The sequence below is a fragment of the Micavibrio aeruginosavorus EPB genome, assembly GCF_000348745.1.
GTDB classification, from domain to species: Bacteria; Pseudomonadota; Alphaproteobacteria; order Micavibrionales; family Micavibrionaceae; genus Micavibrio; species Micavibrio aeruginosavorus_A.
The window spans coordinates 1,529,985-1,549,981 of sequence record NC_020812.1; the positions used below are offsets into that span (position 1 = coordinate 1,529,985).

Genomic DNA, 19,997 nt, shown 5'->3' on the forward strand with positions numbered 1-19,997 from the left:
AATCACGCCGCCGTGGCAGAATCCCGCAAACGCAGGATCATGTCGCGGCGGTTTTTATACAGACCTTCCTCAATCCCCACGACATACACGTGGGGATTTTTCAAACGGCGGTGCGTGGGATCCAGCATTTTCAAACCATTCATCGCACGGGCGCGCGCCATGTGAACATCCTCCAACGGAATGATCATAGTGCCGGCCCGAAACACCGACACCAACGGGCGATAGACATGCACCCCCGGCGCAAAGCGTTTCCGGCGTGTATCATCATCGCGGCGAATGGACGTCAACGGATGAATTAAAACACCATCACGCGCCGGATCGGCCATAAAAACAGGCAGGATGGTATCGCCATTATATCGCACCGGTTTATCCCCGTCATACACGACATAACGGATCACATCCAGTTCACCGGGAATGGATGTTTTGATGGATTGTTCGGATAATTTGATGACATCGCGCATGAAATGCCTATCAAGGTGCGGCATTTTACCCGCCTGCACCTGTGTCCGCATGGCGTCAATATCCGCCTGAGACAGATCCTCCCCGAACACTGCGCCCAATTTATACACCGCACCCAATGCCGGTTGCGCCTTGGACGTGGCCAGATTGGTGCCCACGCCCCACATGTCAATGCGCCCGCCTTCCTGACGGATGGCCAAAATGGTTTCTTCGTCCAGATCGTTGGATGCCACGATTTTCGCATCGGTAAATCCAGCCGCATCCAGCAAGGCACGCGAACGTTTCGACAGATACGCCAGATCGCCTGAATCCAGACGGATTCCCTTCATGGTAATTCCAGCGGATTGGCACGCTGCAATCGCGCGTTTTACGCCCTGCACCGTGTCATAGGTATCAACCAGAAACACGCCGTTATGCGGCATGGCACGGGCATAATCGGCGAAGGATTCCACCTCGTCCTCATACACCATCACCCATGCGTGGGCGAAGGTTCCGGTGGATGGAATGCCATAGGCCAAATCGGCCTGCATATTCGACGTTCCCGCTACGCCGCCAATCCATGCGGCGCGCGATGGTTCCAGCCCGCCAATACATTGCGCCCGGCGCAACCCAAATTCCAAAATGGGTGCCCCACCCGCCACATCAGTCAGACGTGCGGCCAGCGTGGCAAACAGGGATTGTGAATTGATGACGTTCAACAACGCGGCCTCAACCATCAAACATTGCCACAACGGCCCATGCACACGCATGATGGGTTCATCAGGGAAGGCCAGTTCCCCCTCCGGCATGGCATCAATGCTCAAATCCAGCTTCGCATCCTTGACCATGGCGATAAAATCATCGGTGAACAGACGGTGTGATTCACCCGTAACCGGGTCGGTCACCGTCTTGCGTTTCATCCATTCAATTTCATCCGCACCGAAACGCCAGCGTTGCAACCATTCAAAAACAATATTCTGCCCCGCCGTGACCAGATAAGCCCCACCAAAGGGATTTTTCCGGATAAAGGCATGGAACGTGGCGTTCACATTGTGTTTGCCGGTTGTAAAAAACGCCTGCGCCATGGTCAGGGCATATTGATCCCCCCACAAAACACTTTGCCGGGCTAACGGGTCTTTGAAATCGGGCATAATGCAATATCCTTACTTAAAACCACCGGTCAAACGCGCTATGATCGGGCGGGACTGGACAAGGATTATAGAATGACCGCGACCGCATTGGAACCACTGCATATCACGCTGGCCCAGGTGAATCCCACCGTGGGGGCCCTCACCGCCAACGCGGACAAGATTTTGCAGTATTATAACAATACACCGGACACCACCGACCTGATTATTTTCACGGAACTGGTTCTGGCCGGATATTCGCCGGAAGATCTGGTTTTAAAACCAGCCTTCCTCGCCTCCTGCGCCGCCGCCCTTGACCGCATTGCCGCCGCCACGGCGGGCCGCCGCACGCATATCCTGCTCGGCGCGCCCATCCCCAGTGGACAACCTAAGCCGCACAACGCCGCCCTGTTGATCGGGGACGGAAAAATTGTTGAAACGCGATTGAAACATCACTTGCCCAATTACGGCGTGTTTGATGATGAACGCATTTTCACATCCGGTCCCCTGCCCAATCCCATCATGTTCCGTGGTTACACGCTGGGCGTCATGGTGTGCGAAGATATGTGGTTCCCAGACGTTTCCGCCAAATTGAAAAAAGACGGCGCGCAAATTTTGATCGCCATTAACGGCAGTCCGTTTGACATGGGCAAACACGAAAAACGCCGTACAGAAGCAAAAAAACGCACATCCGAAACCGGCTTGCCCCTGATCTACACCAACCAGGTTGGCGGACAGGATGCCATTTTATACGATGGCGCATCCTTCATCATGAGCGAATCCGGCGACGTGATTGCACAGCTCGACAGCTTTGCCGAAGATTGCGCCGACAGTGTCTGGACGGCGACCGCAAACGGCCCCCTGCTGTGCCAGACCACGCACACCCGCCATGTGCCCGAGGGGATGGAGCGCATGTATAGCGCGTTGATGCTCGGCCTGCGCGACTATGTCACAAAAAATGGATTTCCCGGTGTCGTTCTGGGGTTATCCGGCGGGATCGACAGCGCATTGACCGCCGCCATTGCCACCGACGCACTGGGCCCCTCTGCTGTGCATACGGTGATGTTGCCCGGCCCATACACAGCGCAGGAAAGTTTGGATGATGCGATGGAAAGCGCCCGCCTTCTGGGCATTGCGCATCAATCCATCAATATCATCCCGATGGTGCAGGCGTTCGAGAAAGAGCTGGCGTCCAACTTCAACACCGACACGCCATCCATCACATTCGAAAACTTGCAATCGCGCAGCCGGGGTGTGGCGCTGATGGCGCTGTCCAACGCCACCAACCGCATGGTCCTGACCACCGGAAACAAATCGGAAATGGCGACCGGATACGCCACATTATATGGCGACATGTGCGGCGGGTTTAATGCGCTGAAGGATGTTTATAAAACCGATGTATTCGCCCTGTCGCGCTGGCGCAACGCCCATCATCCGGTGGGCGGCTTCGGCCCGCACGGCCCGGTGATGCCGGACCGCACCATCACACGCCCCCCCACCGCCGAATTGCGCGCCAACCAGACGGATCAGGATTCCCTGCCGCCCTATGACGTGCTGGATGCGATCCTGTTTGGTTTGATCGAAGACGACCAATCCATCGCCGAAATCACCGCCGCCGGGCATGATGCGCAAACGGTCACCCGGGTGCAAAAATTGCTGGATCGGGCGGAATATAAGCGCCGCCAATCCGCCCCGGGCACGAAAATTTCGCGCAAGGCCTTTGGCCCCGACCGCCGTTACCCCATCACCAACGGCTATACGATTGAAAAACAATAGGTTTTTAGGCCTAAAGCACCCTTGCACCAAGGGGGGTAAAACCTATATATTGCAAAGCCTTACACCACCCGTCATTCCGGCGAAGGCCGGAATCCATACGATCCATCCACTGGATCCCGGCCTTCGCCGGGATGACGATTGAGAAATAAGAAACTTTGAAAGGTTTAAACCGTGTCCGTTCGCGTTCGTTTCGCCCCATCCCCCACCGGTTATCTGCACGTTGGTAACGTGCGCGCCGCCATCGTTACATGGCTGTTCGCGCGCAAAAATGGTGGCAGCTTCCTGCTCCGTATCGACGACACCGACGTGGAACGCAGCAAGCCGGAATACGAAGCCGATATCGAAGCCGCCATGAACTGGCTGGGCCTGAACTGGGATGACCATGCCCGCCAACGCGACCGCGGCGATCGTTACAATGCGGTGATTGAACAATTGAAATCCAATGGCCGCCTGTATGCCTGCTATGAAACGGCGGATGAGCTGGCGCTGAAACGCAAGACCCTGCTGTCACGCGGCCTGCCCCCGATTTATGATCGTGCGGCGCTGAACCTGACCGACGATCAAAAGGCGAAATTTGAAGCCGAAGGCCGCAAACCGCACTGGCGTTTCAAAATGAACCCGACCGCGATTGAATGGGACGATATGGTCCGCGGCGCGGTGAAATTTGATGGCGCGCTGGTATCCGACCCGGTTCTGATCCGTGAAGACGGTACGCCTTTGTACCACCTCTGCTCTGTCATCGACGACATTGATTACAAAATCAGCCATGTTGTCCGCGGCGAAGACCACGTGTCCAACACCGCCATGCACGTTCAAATGTTTGAAGCCATTGGCGCACCGGTCCCGCAATTTGCCCACCTGCCGATGATTTCGGATTCCGAAGGTGGCAAACTGTCCAAACGTCTGGGCAGTTTGAGCGTCCGCGATCTGCGCGAAAATGAAAAACTGGAACCGATGGCGATCATCAGCCTGATGTCCCGTTTGGGCAGCGCCGATCCGATTGAGCCGTTCACATCGATCCAGCCGCTGATCGACCAATTCGACATGTCCAAATTCTCCAAGGGCGCGCCGAAGTTCGATATGGAAGAACTCCTGCGCCTGAACGCGAAAATCGTTCATGAACTGTCTTTCGCATCGGTGAAGGATCGTTTGACCGCGATGGGCCTGAAAGATCTGGATGAAAATTTCTGGAACGCCGTCCGACCCAACCTCGACCGCATGAGCGATGTTCAGGATTGGTGGAATGTGGCCAACGGCCCGGTCGAACCGATGATCAGTGATGCCGATTTCGCCGCACAGGCCGCCGAGCTTCTGCCCGCCGCCCCGTGGAACGAAACCACGTGGAAGGCCTGGACCGAAGCCGTGAAGGCCGCCACGGGCCGCAAGGGCAAGGAATTGTTCATGCCGCTGCGTCAGGCCCTGACGGGCATGGATCACGGTCCGGAGCTGGCCGTGCTGCTGCCGTTGATTGGCCCGGATAAAGCGCGCCAGCGTTTGACCGCCAAACGCGCCGCCGCGTAATTAACAGCCCATGACCGGAACAGACCGCACACAAATCGAACCCCCACAGGACCACGGCCCTGTGGTTATTCTCGTCGGCGCACAGATGGGTGAAAATATCGGTGCCGCTGCACGTGCCATGATGAATTGCGGCGTCACGCGCATGCGCTTGGTTGCCCCGCGTGATGGATGGCCCAATCCGGCCGCCGAAGCCATGTCATCCGGCGCGCTGGAATTGATGCCACCGGTCGAAGTTTTTGCCACAACGGCGGACGCTCTGGCCGACATCAACCATGTTTACGCCACCACGGCCCGCCCCCGCGATATGGTTAAACACGTCCTGACTGCACGCGGTGCCGCCGAAGACATGCACACGCGCATCAAGGCTGGTGAGAAAACCGCCATCCTGTTCGGCGCGGAACGCAGTGGCTTGGCCAATGACGATGTCGCGCTGGCCCAATCGATTATCACCATTCCGCTGAACCCCGGATTTTCATCACTCAATCTGGGGCAAGCCGTATTGTTAGTCTGTCACGAATTTATGAGCGCGGGTGATGCCACACCACCGAAACAACTGCCCACCGGCGATTCCGCTCCAGCGGTGCATGGCGCACTGGTCAATTTATATGAGCGGTTGGAAGATGCGTTGGATGAAGCCGGGTTTTTCCGGTCACCGGAAATGAAACCCTCCATCGTCCGCAACCTGCGCAACATGCTGGGCCGGGCCGAAATGACGGAACAGGAAGTCCGCACCTTCCACGGGATGATCTCCGTCCTGGCCGGCCGCCGCACCGGACACGATTAATCCAGACGCTCAACACTTTATTAACCAAATTATGGCAATTTTCCTTTAACGGAGGAGTGCCCTGGTATGCTAGACCTGCTTATAAATTCACTGACCACCTATTACGGGCTCGACTGGGTCTCCGTTCTGTTCGGTATTTCCGCAACTTATGCCCTGGGCAAGCAAAACCGCATTGGCTTTGTCTTCTCGGCCATTTCCTGCATCAGCGGCATCGCCGTGGCCAGCATTTCGGCCCAATATGGCTATGTTTGCTATAATTTCATCCTGATGGCCATGGCCCTGCGCGCCTATGCCAACTGGGGCCGGGTTCGCGCCCCAGTTCACACCGCGTCGTAGACGCTCAAAACTGGACAAGCCCCCTCTTTCCCCGTAGATTCGTCCCATAAAATAAAAAAAGACTATAAAACAGGGACATAAATGATGCCGCTTAAAGGCACAGCCACGCGATGGGGCAAAGCCATCGTTTTATCCTTCGCCCTTGTGGCCGGATGCCAAACATCTTCACCGATGATCGGCAATGACAACCAACCGCCACAGCCACCCCGTTCCGACACCAGCACCGAACTGACCCACCTGTTCACGCGGCACAGCGCAACCCCGGTCATCGTTCTGGACAGCGTGATGATCGAACGCGCCATGGACAATGCGCCCGATGATGCCGTTGGCGTGACCGCCGAAACAATTTTGCCATCCCTGATCAAAACCCTGTCGGGTATTGATCCCAGCCCGGACACCGTCGAAATGATGGGGCAGGCTTATTACAACCACGCCCCGGTTGCCATTCCCAACCATGACAATATTGGCGGCGACACAACAAAAAAACCGAATGATTTATGGGTTGTTTTTGGTGATCTGCCCGGCGCACCGGTTTATGGCACGCTGTTTATGTTCAGCAAAATTCACCCGGATAATTTCAAGAAAATCGTCCCCGACATTGATGTGGATGCGCTGCATATTCCGCCGCATCTGGCCGAACGTTTTATCAAACTGCACGAAGGATTCCACGCGATTGACAGGCGTTATACCATCGCCATGCACAATCTTCCGGAATTGCACGAAGAATCGTTTGCGGACTATGCCCGCCATAACGATGTGCGGATGCAGATTGAAGTCCTTCACCAGAAAGCCGAAACATTCGCCGATGTCGCCGCCGCATTAAAAATGGCGCAAGAAGGTCACACCCAATACCTTGTCCCCTACGCCGCCTCGCGCGGTATGGCCCAATATTTCCGACATCTGCACAGCATGCAACGCGGCCAGGGCTACGCCGATATGATCATGACGGATGAAACCGGCGTGATCGCGGATAAAGTCTCCGGCTGGCCCGACAACCTGACCTTCGTGCCCCAGCCCTTTACATCGCACAATACGGTGAAGGGGTTGTTGATGGTCAATGATTTCGTCACCCGCACCCCGGCCCAAATCATCCGCGCGATGACGATGGATGATATTCTGACCAAGGCCTACGCCATTACCGAAGCCACAACCCCGTCGCCGGATCAATTGCGGGCCCAGGCCTTTTATATGTGGAATGATATTCGCAAGGCTCTGGGCGAAACGACAGCCCCAGCTTTGGTAGAAGATTTTTGCCCCACCCCCTGCGCCTCCGCCATCACGCCAACACAGCGGGCACACGCGAAAGAAGCCTATGACGACTACATCAACACACTGAACCGCGCCGTGGCCCCCTATCGCAAACCATCACCCGGCCCGCAGTCATAAGCGATATCTCAGGGCTTGGGACCACGCGGCTTAAACGGCACAACCACCGACGCCCTCGCCCGTTCGACTTCAGCGGCCAAAGCCGGACCATTGGCAATGTGAATGTCCATTTCGTCGATGATATCCTGCACGCTTTGAATATTTGGGTTGGACAAAACCGTATCACCCTCGGCCTTCGCCATATCCAACAAAGCAACCAGATCATGCCGCTGGCACGCGCCAGAGATCGTGGCATCCGGCGTGCCGACAATCGCCTCAACATACGATGCACCAAACGCGCTGGACACTTCGTGATAGACCAGCGTCGGACGCGGCTGGAACCGGCCGGACCGGAACAAGGATTCCAATTCCGTTTTGGGCAGGAATGAATAATTCATAACGTTCTCACTTTTTTGATTACGGGCCCTTTTTGATTATAGGGGCAACCTACGCAACTTCGACGCGATTGTGCAACAAAAAAGGCCGCCCGGTTGGGGCGGCCTTCTTCGTATTCTTCTGCCGATTAACGGCTGTAATATTCGATGACCAGGTTCGGTTCCATCTGTACAGCGTACGGAACGTCTTCCAGTTTCGGAGCGCGCAGGAATACGGCTTTCTTCGCCTTTTCATCCACCTGGATGTATTCCGGCAGGTTACGCTCTTGGGATTCCATAGCGGAAACAACCAGACCCATGTCTTTGGATTTTTGGCGCACTTCGATGACGTCGCCGTCTTTTACTTGGTAAGACGGGATGTTCACGCGTTTGCCGTTCACGGTCACGTGGCCGTGGTTTACGAACTGACGCGCCGCGAACACGGTCGGTACGAATTTCGCGCGGTAAACAACCGCATCCAGACGACGCTCCAACAGGCCGATCAGGTTCTGGCCGGTATCGCCACGCAGGCGGGATGCTTCCAGATAGTAGCGGCGGAATTGACGCTCGCCGATGTTGCCGTAGTGCAGGCGCAGTTTCTGTTTCGCCAGCAGCTGTTGACCATAGTCAGACAGTTTGCCGCGGCGCGCACCATGTTGGCCCGGAGCGGTTTGACGCTTGTTGAACGGGGACTTTGCACGGCCCCACAGGTTCAGGCTCAAGCGACGGTCAATTTTGTATTTAGCACTTGGACGTTTCAACGCCATTGTCGTTTCCTTTCGAACATTATTGTCCCGATATCCATTGGTATTGGCCGAACCATTCGGCCAACGCACCCAAGTCATGGTGCTTTTCGGGAGTGCCCCGGTTTTAGACGGTTTTATGGGATCAAGTCAATGTTTCTGCGCCCTTTTTGGCAGAAAATCGCCCTTTTCAGCCCTTTTAATTTTCATAATCAAAAGAATGTCAACCGAACACCCTGCCCCAGGCAATACAGGCAGACGATTGTGACCAGAATCCGGGTGAATTTTTTAAAATGGTGGTCGCTCATCCGATGCAGAATCACCCCTGCCGCCGACGTGCCCGCAATGGCCGCCACCATAAAACCGGGGATAGCCCAGCCCGGGATCGAATCCGGCCACACGGCCTGCCCGCTGACCAACGGCACCAGCGACCCGAAATAGGTCAACCGCGTTAAATGCATCGCGCTTTGCGTAAACGCCTTGGTACCGACGATTTCCTTACGCGTCAGCGGCGCGTTGTTATAGAGCAAATCCAGCAACGGCCCCACCACCCCCGCCGTCATTTGCACAAAGGTCAGAATGGTCGCCGTGAAAAACGTATGCACCTTGTTGGTGATATGCAACGTCACATACCGTTCCCCCGCCATGGCCAGCAACGGCAACGCCCCCATGGCCAGAAACACAACACCCTTGTCCGGCACGAACCGGACCATCAGCATAATGCCAAACCCCGCCACCATCCCGGCGAAATATGGCGGCAACACCCGCCACACAATATGCCGCCGCCACAAAAAACTGCGCCACGCGTTGGACACCAATTGAATGCACGCATGCACACTCATCGCCGCGGCCACGGGCATAAACCCCAACAAAATCGTCATCAAAATCAACCCACCCGCCATGCCAAACATGCCGGACAGGATCGCGGTGAGGAAGGTTGAAACAGTGATGATCAGAATAATCGGCGACATGCCCACAGATTAACAGGGCATGCCCACGATCACCAAGCCCGAATACGAAACCGGGATGAATTTACATCCACCCCGGCTTGGATCCGTTATGGCATTTTATGGTTTTAGAACTTAACGCCAAACCCAACGAAGCCGACATAGCGATCTTCATAACGATCGCGAGACAAATCAGCCCCGGCTTTCAACGAGCGAGAATTATCCAGATCGTAACGCAGCTCGGCCCCCAGACCGACATCAAACGTCGTCAAATCCCGGCCGTTGATGGTGGTGGCGCTTCCTGCACCAGCAAAGCGCGTTGTATTGGACGCCTCTTCAAGCTCCCACTGCTGGCCGACATAGGGGCGCAGTTTAACGGCGAACGCCCGGCCATCTTCAAACTTCATTTCGCGTTGTACAGCCATGCCAATTTTTGCCGATGCGGTCGAAAACGTATCCGCCGAAACCGTCATGTTCATGGCCCCACCGCCCTTTTCCGTGTAGCCATCCGTACGCACCGCGGTGTAAGACACAGACGCAAACGGTTCGAATTCATAATGATCATGCGCGTACAAACGGCTCAGTGCCGCCGTCATGCTGCCGCTCCACCCGTCATAGTCACTGCGGGGTGATTGCGTCACGCCACCGACATCAATGTGGCGTTTAGATTCGTAATCGCCATAACCAACCATGGCCATGCCGCTCAACTTTGTAGCGCCGAAAAGCTTCTGTCCATACAAACCGATATTATAGTTATACCCTTCGGTATCGCCTGCATGGTTATCGACATCGACATCCGTACGGAACATGCTGCCCAGAACGCCAACCATATGTGTTTGATCAAGCGCAAATTCTGCACCCGTGACAAAACCGCGACTGAACGTGTCATAGCCCATGGTGGATGTCGTGGCATCGCCATTGGCCCCCGCCACGACAGCTTCGGTCCAGACCGCTTTCTGGCCCGGCTCATACCGGTCATAGGCACTGGCAGACAACGATAAAGACGGCGCCTGACCCATTTCCGTCATTGCATTCGCATTGCTATCCGCAAAAATCCAGCCAGACATGTCGGCCTGACCATCGCGGAAATTCAGCGACGACACAGAACCCACATTCCCCAAAACAGTGCCCACCTTTTCAACCAGAACATTGGTGGTCTGTCCGCTGGCGGACATCATGGTTTGGCCCGTGACACTGGTATTCACGGGGAATACCGTTTTCATCACCTGTGCAATTTCTTCCGGCGAGGTCAGAGTGTTCAAATATGTGCCAATGGTTGCGCGATCGCCGCCATTATCATCAAACCCGTCGAAATAACTGGCCAGTCCTTCCGCAGGCGTCCCCGTTGACGTCTGCACATACCCACCGCTGAAAAAACCGATTGGAACGATGGCGTAGCGAATAATCCCGCCGCCATACAAAACATCGCCGCTGCCCGTACCGTAAAATGTAATGACGCTGAATGTCGCGGAATCATCAATCGCGCCAACAAACGTACGATTTCCCTGTCCCACGGCGGAACCTTTGTTGTCCGACTGCTGCGTCGCCGTCCCAACCAAAATCGGCGTTCCTCCGTCAAAGCTAATGTATAACGAAGATGGATAGCAACACGTCCCCCAATCGCCCAGATCAATACCAAATCCGTTGATTGGATTGTCGAACGTAAATGTCAGGCCCGATGTAACCTGTCCATTTGCAGTCATTTGAATGGATTGACCGCCCGGAACACTCGGAATAGCATTCGTGCCCAGATATGTATTATCAATAGAACGATTAACGCCATTGGTCGCCGTAATCGTATAGGCACCGCGATCCCACGTATTGCCACCAACCAGACCGCTGAGAGGATCGAGCGTTAACGTGCCGCTGGCGCTGTTCACCAGATCGTCAAATTCGTCACGGCCGTCCGGAATGGTATCAAAAAACGGAATGGGCTGCGCCATGGCCGATGCGGCCCCCATCATAACCCCAGCACAAGCCCCGGACAAAAGAATGGCGCGGGACACAGAACGCGAAATACGCTTCACAGACAGGATGGCAAACACGGAAATACTCCAACACAAGAAAGGGGCATAATAAACGCATGGATTGTCCCACGCCGCCCCAATCTTGTAAAGCGGGTAGTGTTTTGTTTTTACAAGGAAATGTTGTATCAGGGTGCCGGGGAATGTGTCGGCGCAGCCCCCGATGCCGCGGAGCTCAACCGCCGCATCATCCGCTTTGCCGCCATGTTCAGGGCGGTGGTGGCATCATAATGTGCGGCCCAGGTTACCGTCTGGTCACATTTCAGGGCCACCATGACAATGTCCACGCCATTGACCAGCAACAAACGCTCGGCCATCTGTGGCATTTTCATACGGCGGGCGCTGCATTCCTTGCGCAAGGCACCGATATCGGTTGCCGGATTGCGTTCATCCGCAAAATGAGGAGATGTGGTCCCCTGCGCGTCCCGATGTTCGACCCATGTCATGTGCCATCCCGGCTGCGTTGTATGGTCCTGCTTGGTTGCGGCCTGATTAAAATTTGTGGTGAGGCGCGTGACTTCTTTTGCATCACTCATCTGCACCGTTTTTCCGTCCAGATGCCGCGTCATAATTTTCAGGCCGAGAAAGTCGCGGTACTTCTGCATCGGTGAGGAAACTTTGGCATAAGGCGGCGAGGTCCGAATGATGGTTTCAATCACGTCCAGTGCGATGCGGTTGCACTCCAGATCAAAATTAAAATCCTTGGACACGTGCAGAACTTTGAAAAACCCCTGCGCCTGCTTGAAAGGTGCGGGCAATTTGTTATCAACGAAATACTCCGCCGCGGCCAGATTGGTCATGCGCATGATTTCATGGACCAGGTCGGTGCCCTCGTACCCCGGATGGGGCGGAAATGCAGGCTCGGATGTCGGCTGAATATTGTCATTCACGGCCAGATTGTTACAAATCTGAGCCATCTCCTTCGTCCGTTTTTCATGCAAACGATGCCCCAGATCAGTCCAGCGTTTTACATCCGGATCGCCCTTGGCCAGTTCACGCACAATATCATTGTCATTACATTGTTTCAGATTTTCAAAAACCGTGCGCTCAACCGCGCAGGATTGCAAATTCAAATCCGCATCCAGAACGAAGGTGAACGTCACCGCTGGACGCTTTTGCCCTTGTTGTAAGCTGATGCAATTTTGCAGGAATTTGTAATTGAACAACGGCTTGTCCGCACCAAATCCCTTTTCATGCCTGCGCGCAAAAAGCTCCATCGGGTGTTGGTTGGGAACCAAAGCGGGTACATCGGCCAGACTGGCCTCAATGCGCCACCCACCATCGTCCGTGGGGGTCATAAAAATTCCATCATCCAGCAACCGGGCCCGTTCCGTATCAATCGTAATGCCCCGGACCTGACGGCGCCCCGCCCCATGGACCAATCCCTGCAAGCGACCCGCCGCATTAAAATCAACCACAATGTCGTTGGCTGTTGAAGGATTGGCGTAGCGGGCCTGCCGCTCTTGCTGCTGCCGCGTCCGTTTTTGGTTGGCGTTCTTATTATTGTTACGCTTCATGATCCCGTCCCTGCATGTTCCGGGTTTTGGCCCCGGTTTTTTATAAGCCCAAGAACCCTATGATAAAAATATGGAAATTGCAAGATTTTGGGGAAATGGTGGGCCAGGCCGGACTTGAACCAGCGACCAAACCGTTATGAGCGGTCCGCTCTAACCAACTGAGCTACTGGCCCTTTTCATCTATTGTCGTATCAGGGTTGCACGGCCCTATCAAGGGGGGCGCGGGGCTGGATTTCGGCCTTTTGCCCGGCTTTTTCGCCCATTTTCCGGCGCAAAGCCCACCCGGCCACGGCCCACAGGCCCGTGATGATCACAATGCTGACATAGCCATCAATGGCATAGTGCCAGCCCAGCACGACCGAGCCGACCATGATGGTGGCAAAAAACGCCCCCATAAATGCCATCACCCACCAGCGCCGCACGGCAAACGCATACAACACCAGCAGCCACGCCACCGCGACATGCATGCTGGGCATCGCGGAAATGGCGTTCATGTCCAGCTTGGTTTCATCGCCCCACAAATCCTTCAACGTCACGGCGATATCCAGTGCGCGCAGCGGTGTTTGGTCGTGAATGGCCTGCAACGCGGCCAGATGCGCGGTGTACCCGTTCAACGGCAGGTCCGGATAAAAGTCCTTCAGATAGATCGGCCCGACAGAAGCCAGCGCAATCGCCAGCCCCGTGCCAATCACCATCCACGACACGCAATACACCCAGAGATATTGCAAACGCCGCACACGGTTGCGATCACAGAACACAACCCATGACGTCGTGCCAAACATCACCGGAAACCAGAGAATATAAATCTTATCAATCGCCCGAATGATCCATGGGTGTTCATACAGCCCACCCAGCCAATCCATCGCCGACCGCCCACCGTGAACGATTTCTTCCCAACGGATCATCGCTGGATCCCAGTGGTAATTGCCCAGCAAGGGCAGCAACCCCTTGCCGATAAAGAACTGGCTGAGACCAATAATCGCAATTGTCCCCAGAATGGTATCGGCCAGAACCGGCCATGTCGTGTAGGGATGAATAATATGGTCAAAAACCGTATTGATCCGCTGGCTGAGGCCCTTGCGGCCACCGCGCAACGCCGTAAAAACCGCCCGGCCATACGCCAGCCCCAGCAACACACCCCAGAACGCAAAGGCAATCAGCAACGCCATCAGGGCATAACCCACGCCCTGCAACAACTCATGCGCCGGAACGCCCGCCCCAAACACAGCCACGCCGGATACAACCAGATAATAAGCAAACACGACCACGATCAAAGATCCGTGGTCGTGCCATGATTGTTTCCAGGTACCGGACATTGATGCCTGTGCGCTTATGTATCCAGGAAGCTGCGCAGTTTGCGTGAGCGGCTCGGGTGTTTCAGCTTGCGCAGAGCCTTCGCCTCAATCTGACGAATACGTTCACGCGTTACGTTGAATTGCTGCCCAACTTCTTCCAGCGTGTGGTCGGTGTTCATGCCGATACCGAAACGCATCCGCAGGACGCGTTCTTCACGCGGGGTCAGGGTCGCCAGAACGCGCGTGGTTGTTTCACGCAGGTTCGAGTGAATGGCCGCATCAACGGGCAGAAGCGCGTTTTTGTCCTCGATGAAATCGCCCAGTGTTGAATCTTCTTCGTCACCGATCGGGGTTTCGAGGGAGACCGGCTCCTTCGCGATTTTCAGAACCTTGCGCACTTTATCCAACGGCATGTGCAGACGTTCGGCCAATTCTTCCGGCGTCGGCTCGCGACCGATTTCGTGCATCATCTGGCGGCTGGTGCGCACCAGTTTGTTGATCGTTTCGATCATATGCACCGGGATACGGATCGTCCGGGCCTGATCCGCGATGGACCGCGTGATCGCCTGACGAATCCACCATGTGGCATAAGTCGAGAATTTATAACCGCGGCGATATTCGAATTTATCAACCGCCTTCATCAGGCCGATGTTCCCTTCCTGAATCAGATCCAGGAATTGCAAACCACGGTTGGTGTATTTTTTCGCGATCGAGATAACCAGACGCAGGTTGGCCTCAACCATCTCTTTCTTCGCGCGGGCGGCTTCGCGTTCGCCCTTCTGCACCGTACCAACGATACGGCGGAATTCACCGAGCGGTACACCCGCATCATCCGTCACCGCCACGATCTGCGTACGGATTTCACCAACTTCGGTCACGTATTTTTCGGCGAACTTGGCCCAACCCTTGCCCGTCAGTTTGGCGACCTTGGCCAACCAGTTCGGATCGAGTTCGGAACCATAATAGTTCTGCAGGAAGTCTTCGCGCTTCACGCCGCAATCAACGGCCAGACGCATCAAACGCCCTTCCAGGCTGACCACTTCGCGGTTCATTTTATACAAACGGCCAACCAGCTGTTCGATACGGGCGTTGTTCAAACGCACTTCGTTCATCAGCTCGACCATCTGGGCTTTCAGATCGTCATATTTCTTGTTCGTTGCGGCCGGCGGTTGCTTGGCGTTTTGCAGATGTTCAAAACGCTCCTGCTGCACCTTCTGCATTTTCTTGTAGGTTTTCTGAATCTTCGAGAAGCTTTCAGACACCTGCGGCAACAATTCCTGTTCCATCGCGGACAGGGACACGGCGTTTTCTTCTTCGCCGCCTTCTGCACCCTCGGCCTGCTCGCCCTCGGATTCATCCATATCGTCCGTCGGCGCGCCATCGCTGGAATCGCCATAGGTGGCGTCCAGGTCAATCACTTCGCGCAGGAGAATGTCCCCCTTCTGCAAAGCTTCGTACCAGGCAATCATGGATTCAATGGCCAGCGGGCTTTCGCAAATGCCGCCGATCATCATCTCACGGCCAGCTTCGATCCGTTTGGCGATCGCAATTTCGCCTTCGCGCGACAGCAGCTCAACCGAGCCCATTTCGCGCAAATACATACGCACCGGGTCATCGGTACGTCCGGAATCATCGGAACTGATGTTCCCGCCGGTCTGGTATTCTTCGCCCTTTTCGGCTTCTTCAACGTCGTCTTCGCTGTCGACCAATTGAATGCCCACATCGGACATGGTGGCCATCGCGTCTTCGATCTGCTCGGACGAAAACTCTTCCGCCGGAATCGCGCTGTTGATTTCGTCATAGGTCAGGAACCCGCGTTCCTTGCCCTTGGTCACCAGTTTTTTGACAATGGATTCCAACGAGCCGCGCGGCTTGGCCGGGGCGTCATCGGTTGGGGCTTCTTGTTGCTGTCCTTTTACGGCCTTGTCCGCAACGGGGGCTTTCTTGCCCTTCGCGGCTTTAACATCATCTTCAACCGCAGGAGGTGTTTGTTTTACGCTCATCTTCGTGGAACCGATGGAACCTTTTGCATTCTTGTTCTTGTTGTCTTCGACCTTCGGCTGGGGGGCCGGCTTTTTGGCGACTGGCGGCGTCTTCGGCGTGGCCGCCTTCACCACCGGCTTGGCTACGGGTTTTGCCTTGGCGGCGGTTTTGGCCGGAGCCTTTGCCGCCTGTTTTACCGCCTGCTTCACAGGGGCCTTGGCTTTCGAAGGTGCAGGCTTTGCCGCCTTGACGGGTTTGGCCGCAGGCTTCACCGCCTTCTTGGCCGGCGCGGGTTTCGCAGCCTTTGCCGATTTAGAGGCCGATTTAGGAGCCGCCTTTGGCGCAGGCTTCTTCGCCGCGACCTTTTTCACCGTTTTGGTTTTGGCGGCGGATTTCGACGCGGCCTGAGTCTTTGATTTGGACGGAGCTTTTGCCGGCACGCGGGTTACCTTTTCTGTCTTCTTTGCGACCTTGGCCACGCGCGCAACCTTCTTGGCTGCTGCGGCGGAACCCTTCGCTGTTTTACCTGTTTTCTTGACTGCCATTCCCAACCCGTATCACCCGAATCCGAACATGGAATTTAACCGTATTTCCCACGAAAAATCAAAGCGCTTTCACCCTTGCCCGTCCTGATCCTGACGCGCCTGATGCAAAGCGAGAATGCGCTGTTCATTTTCCGTACTGAAGTCCCCGGCCAAAGTCTGGCCCGCAACACGCAGTTCCTGGCGTTCGGCCTGGTCATAAAGCGACCTGATCGTTTCCGCCCACCCCTCACGCACATCTTGTCGTTCGGCAGAGGGACGAGCGAATCCAGCGTGCACATACATAGTGTCTGACGCCAGATTTTGCAATTCTTTATCAAAGCCATATGCACTTAAATGGTCATAAAATGGCGTTTTTTCAAGGTTTGGGGCCTCAGACAGGGTCCGGATCATCATTTGGCGCAGGGAATCGAGCCGCGAATCAGTCATGGACAAGGCACCGAACTGCTCCTCCACCTCTTCAAACAGCCACGGATGATTTAACAGAATCAGGAGTAGGATCGAATGCGCCCGCCGTTCCTTCTCCACCACGGGGCTGCGCAACGGGGGCAAATCGATCTTCCGGCCCTTGGCCTTTGGTCCCATATCACGTCCGAACCCGCGCCCCATGCCAGCACCACGGGAAGCGTTTTGCTTGGCACGATCCAGTTCCCAGAACAGATTACTGCTCTTCTTCAGCAGCAGCTTGCGATACTGGTCCTGCACCGCCTTGTCGACAATGCGGGCGGTTTCATCCAGCCATGTGCGTTCCAACCCGGCGCGCTCTTCCGGCGTGTTGAAACTGCGGCCTTCCGTCTGGCTCATCCAGATAAAATCGGCCAGCGGCATGGCCGTATCAATAATGGTTTGAAACGCCACCGCGCCCTTGGTCTGGATCAAGCTGTCCGGGTCTTCCCCTTCGGGCAGGAAGGCGATGCGTGCCGAATGGTCGGGTTTCAAATGCGGCAGAATGCGTTCACACGCCCGCGCCGCCGCCCGTCGCCCGGCATTATCACCATCGAAACACAACACCGGCACCTTCATGTCGCCGGGGATCATCTTCCACAACACGGCGATCTGGTCTTCGGTCAACGCTGTACCCAACGGCGCCACCGCGCCCGTGAACCCAGCGCGCCAGCATGCAATCACATCCAGATAGCCCTCAACCACGATCAACGGCTTGCCATCAATCGCCGCCTGCCGTGCGTGCGGTTCACCGAACAGCATTCGCCCCTTGTGGAACAACGGTGAGTCGGATGAGTTGATATATTTCGGCGGTTTCGATTGCGACGGATCGATCGGGCGCAAATGTTCCGGCAACACCCGTCCACCAAACGCCACCACGCGTCCACGCCGATCCGGCACGGGGAAAATCACGCGGTCACGGAAGAACGCGTACAGATCATTATTACGCGTCGATTTGCGCGCGACCCCAGAATCCAGAATTTGTTTTTCACTGAACCCCTGCTCCCGCAGGAATTTGGGCAATGCCCCGCCATCCGCCGGGGCAAACCCGACCGAGAACGCCGACAGCACATCATCCGGCAATCCCCGTTCGCGCACATATTGAAGCGCGTCGCGATGGGCGGGGCTGTGCAACTGGTCCTGGAACCACTTGGTGGTGGCCGCCATCAAGGCATGCAGGTCTTTTTCCTGCTTGGCGTGTTCGACATCTTCGCGCGTCTGGCGCGGAACTTCCAATCCAGCTTGCGGGGCCAGCGCTTCAATCGCCTCAATAAACGACAGATTGTCATGCCGCATGACAAAGCCCACCGCATCACCATGCGCGCCACACCCAAAGCAATGGAAGAATTGCTTGTCATCATTCACATAGAAAGACGGTGATTTTTCCCCGTGGAACGGACAGCAGGCTTTATATTCATGCCCAGCGCGGACAAGCTTCACCCGCCGCCCAATAATCTCGGACAGGGACAAACGGTCACGCAACTCTTGCATAAAACGCGGGGAAATCGACATATCCCGGTTTTTAGCAGACCGCCCCCCCAGAAACCAGACCTAAACCAGATCTAAACCAGATCTAAACCAGACCCAAACCAGCCCAAATCACCCCCAATGACCATCCGGGCGTATGAACCTTACATGCCAGTAAGGTTTCGTTAACCTTTTTCCCAGAATACTGGCTCATTCTAGGACAATAAAATGACAGAACCCGCCGTTTTGGTAACGTTTCGGAAAAGATTTTCCGTTAAACTTTAGGTTGGGGTACGGTTGGGAGAGATTGATGACAGAGAAATTATACGCACGTTTTGCGATCGCAAAGCCAACGGGGAAGGTGTCCCTGACGCGCGAGTTCGTCGAAGTATCCGGCACGAATATCAAAGATATGGCCCTGCCCGACAATGTCGTGCGGGTTGATTTTTTTGCGGACCTGACCGCCGAACAACCGGCGAAACGCGTCTTTCTGGGCGTGGATCAGGTCTACAACAAATCGGACATTGATCATCATTACGGCGAATTCTTCACCCACCAGATCGAAGAAGCGGGTGGCAGCCATGCGGTCCTTCTGGCCGGACTGGGCAAACTGGTCCCGGCGCAGATCGGGGATGAATTTGTTCATACGGATGGATTGCACCAGATGGCCATCGCCTAAGACGCGATTCATCACAGAGATATAAAAAGAGCGAGGCCCGCGCCCCGCTCTTTTTTACTTCCAGCATCCCAGCTACATACGCGGGAATGGCGATCTAAAAACTAACCCGCCAAACGTTGCTTCACCATGCCGCTGACTTTGCCCATATCCATCTGGCCAGCATAGCGGTCTTTAATCGTCGCCATGACCTTGCCCATCTCGCGAATGTCGGTCACGTTCATTTCGGCCAACACTTGATCAATGGCCGCTTTCACTTCCGTTTCATCCATCTGTTTCGGCAGGAAACGACGAATGATGCCAATCTCGGCCAGTTCGCGATCAGCCAGATCCTGACGGTTAGCATCGGTGTAGGTCTTCGCCGACTCTTCACGTTGCTTGATCATCGATTGCAACATGGACAGGATTTCGCTTTCGCTGATCCCTTCGCTGTTGCCTTGGCCGCGGGCGTTGATATCCCGGTCTTTCAGAGCCGCAATAATCAGACGAATCGTCGACAACGCGATTTCGTCCTTCGCCTTCATGGCTTCTTTCATTGCGGTGTTAAATTCTGCACGTTTTTCCACGTTTTTATCCTTTAATTCGATCATGTCTTCCGGCATGCTGACCCTGTATCTGGACTCACCCCCGACAGGAGA

15 protein-coding genes, 1 tRNA gene and 1 pseudogene are annotated in these 19,997 nt (G+C 55.4%); 6 read left to right on the forward strand and 11 right to left on the reverse strand.

Annotation, left to right across the window (positions count from 1 at the left end; genetic code table 11):
* Positions 1-2: 2 nt before the first annotated feature.
* On the reverse strand, positions 3-1,589 hold the full coding sequence (pncB, locus tag A11S_RS07165) for a nicotinate phosphoribosyltransferase (protein ID WP_015467836.1): 1,587 nt from the start codon (positions 1,587-1,589) through the stop codon (positions 3-5).
* Positions 1,590-1,661: 72 nt separating this feature from the next.
* Here pncB and A11S_RS07170 point away from each other — a divergent pair, with 72 nt between their 5' ends.
* From A11S_RS07170 to A11S_RS07190, 5 genes are all read left to right on the forward strand, one after another.
* Positions 1,662-3,341 carry an NAD+ synthase gene (locus tag A11S_RS07170; protein WP_015467837.1) on the forward strand — a complete coding sequence of 560 codons (1,680 nt, stop codon included), beginning with the start codon at positions 1,662-1,664 and terminating at the stop codon, positions 3,339-3,341.
* Positions 3,342-3,512: 171 nt separating this feature from the next.
* On the forward strand, positions 3,513-4,862 hold the full coding sequence (gene gltX / locus A11S_RS07175) for a glutamate--tRNA ligase (protein WP_015467838.1): 1,350 nt from the start codon (positions 3,513-3,515) through the stop codon (positions 4,860-4,862).
* A 10-nt stretch (positions 4,863-4,872) separates the two neighbouring features.
* A complete protein-coding gene (locus A11S_RS07180) occupies positions 4,873-5,646 on the forward strand; it encodes an RNA methyltransferase (RefSeq protein WP_015467839.1) in 774 nt (257 codons plus the stop codon).
* A gap of 66 nt (positions 5,647-5,712) precedes the next feature.
* Positions 5,713-5,982: a nicotinamide mononucleotide transporter gene (locus A11S_RS07185; protein ID WP_015467840.1), complete on the forward strand. Its 270-nt coding sequence runs from the start codon at positions 5,713-5,715 to the stop codon at positions 5,980-5,982.
* Between the two features lie 81 nt (positions 5,983-6,063).
* Positions 6,064-7,368 (forward strand): hypothetical protein, encoded by a 1,305-nt coding sequence (locus tag A11S_RS07190; RefSeq protein ID WP_015467841.1) that lies wholly within the window; start codon positions 6,064-6,066, stop codon positions 7,366-7,368.
* A gap of 8 nt (positions 7,369-7,376) precedes the next feature.
* On the opposite strand, the gene A11S_RS07195 is transcribed toward A11S_RS07190, so the two are convergent.
* The 9 genes and pseudogenes from A11S_RS07195 to dnaG form a co-directional block, all read right to left on the reverse strand.
* On the reverse strand, positions 7,377-7,745 hold the full coding sequence (locus tag A11S_RS07195) for a hypothetical protein (RefSeq protein ID WP_015467842.1): 369 nt from the start codon (positions 7,743-7,745) through the stop codon (positions 7,377-7,379).
* A 125-nt stretch (positions 7,746-7,870) separates the two neighbouring features.
* The gene (rpsD, locus tag A11S_RS07200; protein WP_014103116.1) at positions 7,871-8,488 is read right to left on the reverse strand and encodes a 30S ribosomal protein S4; all 618 of its coding nucleotides are present in this window, start codon (positions 8,486-8,488) and stop codon (positions 7,871-7,873) included.
* A 188-nt stretch (positions 8,489-8,676) separates the two neighbouring features.
* Entirely contained in the window at positions 8,677-9,435 is a 759-nt protein-coding gene (locus tag A11S_RS07205; RefSeq protein ID WP_015467843.1) for a sulfite exporter TauE/SafE family protein, read from the reverse strand.
* Between the two features lie 104 nt (positions 9,436-9,539).
* Positions 9,540-11,456 (reverse strand): autotransporter family protein, encoded by a 1,917-nt coding sequence (locus A11S_RS11695; RefSeq protein ID WP_015467844.1) that lies wholly within the window; start codon positions 11,454-11,456, stop codon positions 9,540-9,542.
* A 107-nt stretch (positions 11,457-11,563) separates the two neighbouring features.
* Positions 11,564-12,952: an RNB domain-containing ribonuclease gene (locus A11S_RS07215; protein WP_015467845.1), complete on the reverse strand. Its 1,389-nt coding sequence runs from the start codon at positions 12,950-12,952 to the stop codon at positions 11,564-11,566.
* Between the two features lie 96 nt (positions 12,953-13,048).
* A tRNA-Ile gene (locus A11S_RS07220) sits at positions 13,049-13,125 on the reverse strand.
* Between the two features lie 18 nt (positions 13,126-13,143).
* Complete coding sequence (locus tag A11S_RS07225; RefSeq protein ID WP_015467846.1) at positions 13,144-14,268, reverse strand: phosphatase PAP2 family protein; 1,125 nt, start codon at positions 14,266-14,268, stop codon at positions 13,144-13,146.
* A 14-nt stretch (positions 14,269-14,282) separates the two neighbouring features.
* Positions 14,283-16,181 (reverse strand): annotated as a pseudogene (gene rpoD, locus A11S_RS07230) (RNA polymerase sigma factor RpoD); the annotation flags it as partial.
* A 663-nt stretch (positions 16,182-16,844) separates the two neighbouring features.
* A complete protein-coding gene (gene dnaG / locus A11S_RS07235; RefSeq protein ID WP_015467848.1) occupies positions 16,845-18,728 on the reverse strand; it encodes a DNA primase in 1,884 nt (627 codons plus the stop codon).
* Positions 18,729-18,993: 265 nt separating this feature from the next.
* Between dnaG and A11S_RS07240 the strand changes: the two genes are divergently transcribed.
* On the forward strand, positions 18,994-19,362 hold the full coding sequence (locus A11S_RS07240) for a hypothetical protein (protein ID WP_051054890.1): 369 nt from the start codon (positions 18,994-18,996) through the stop codon (positions 19,360-19,362).
* Positions 19,363-19,463: 101 nt separating this feature from the next.
* On the opposite strand, the gene A11S_RS07245 is transcribed toward A11S_RS07240, so the two are convergent.
* Positions 19,464-19,961, reverse strand: coding sequence for a GatB/YqeY domain-containing protein (locus A11S_RS07245; RefSeq protein WP_015467850.1), 498 nt, complete (start codon positions 19,959-19,961; stop codon positions 19,464-19,466).
* Between the last annotated feature and the right edge of the window lie 36 nt (positions 19,962-19,997).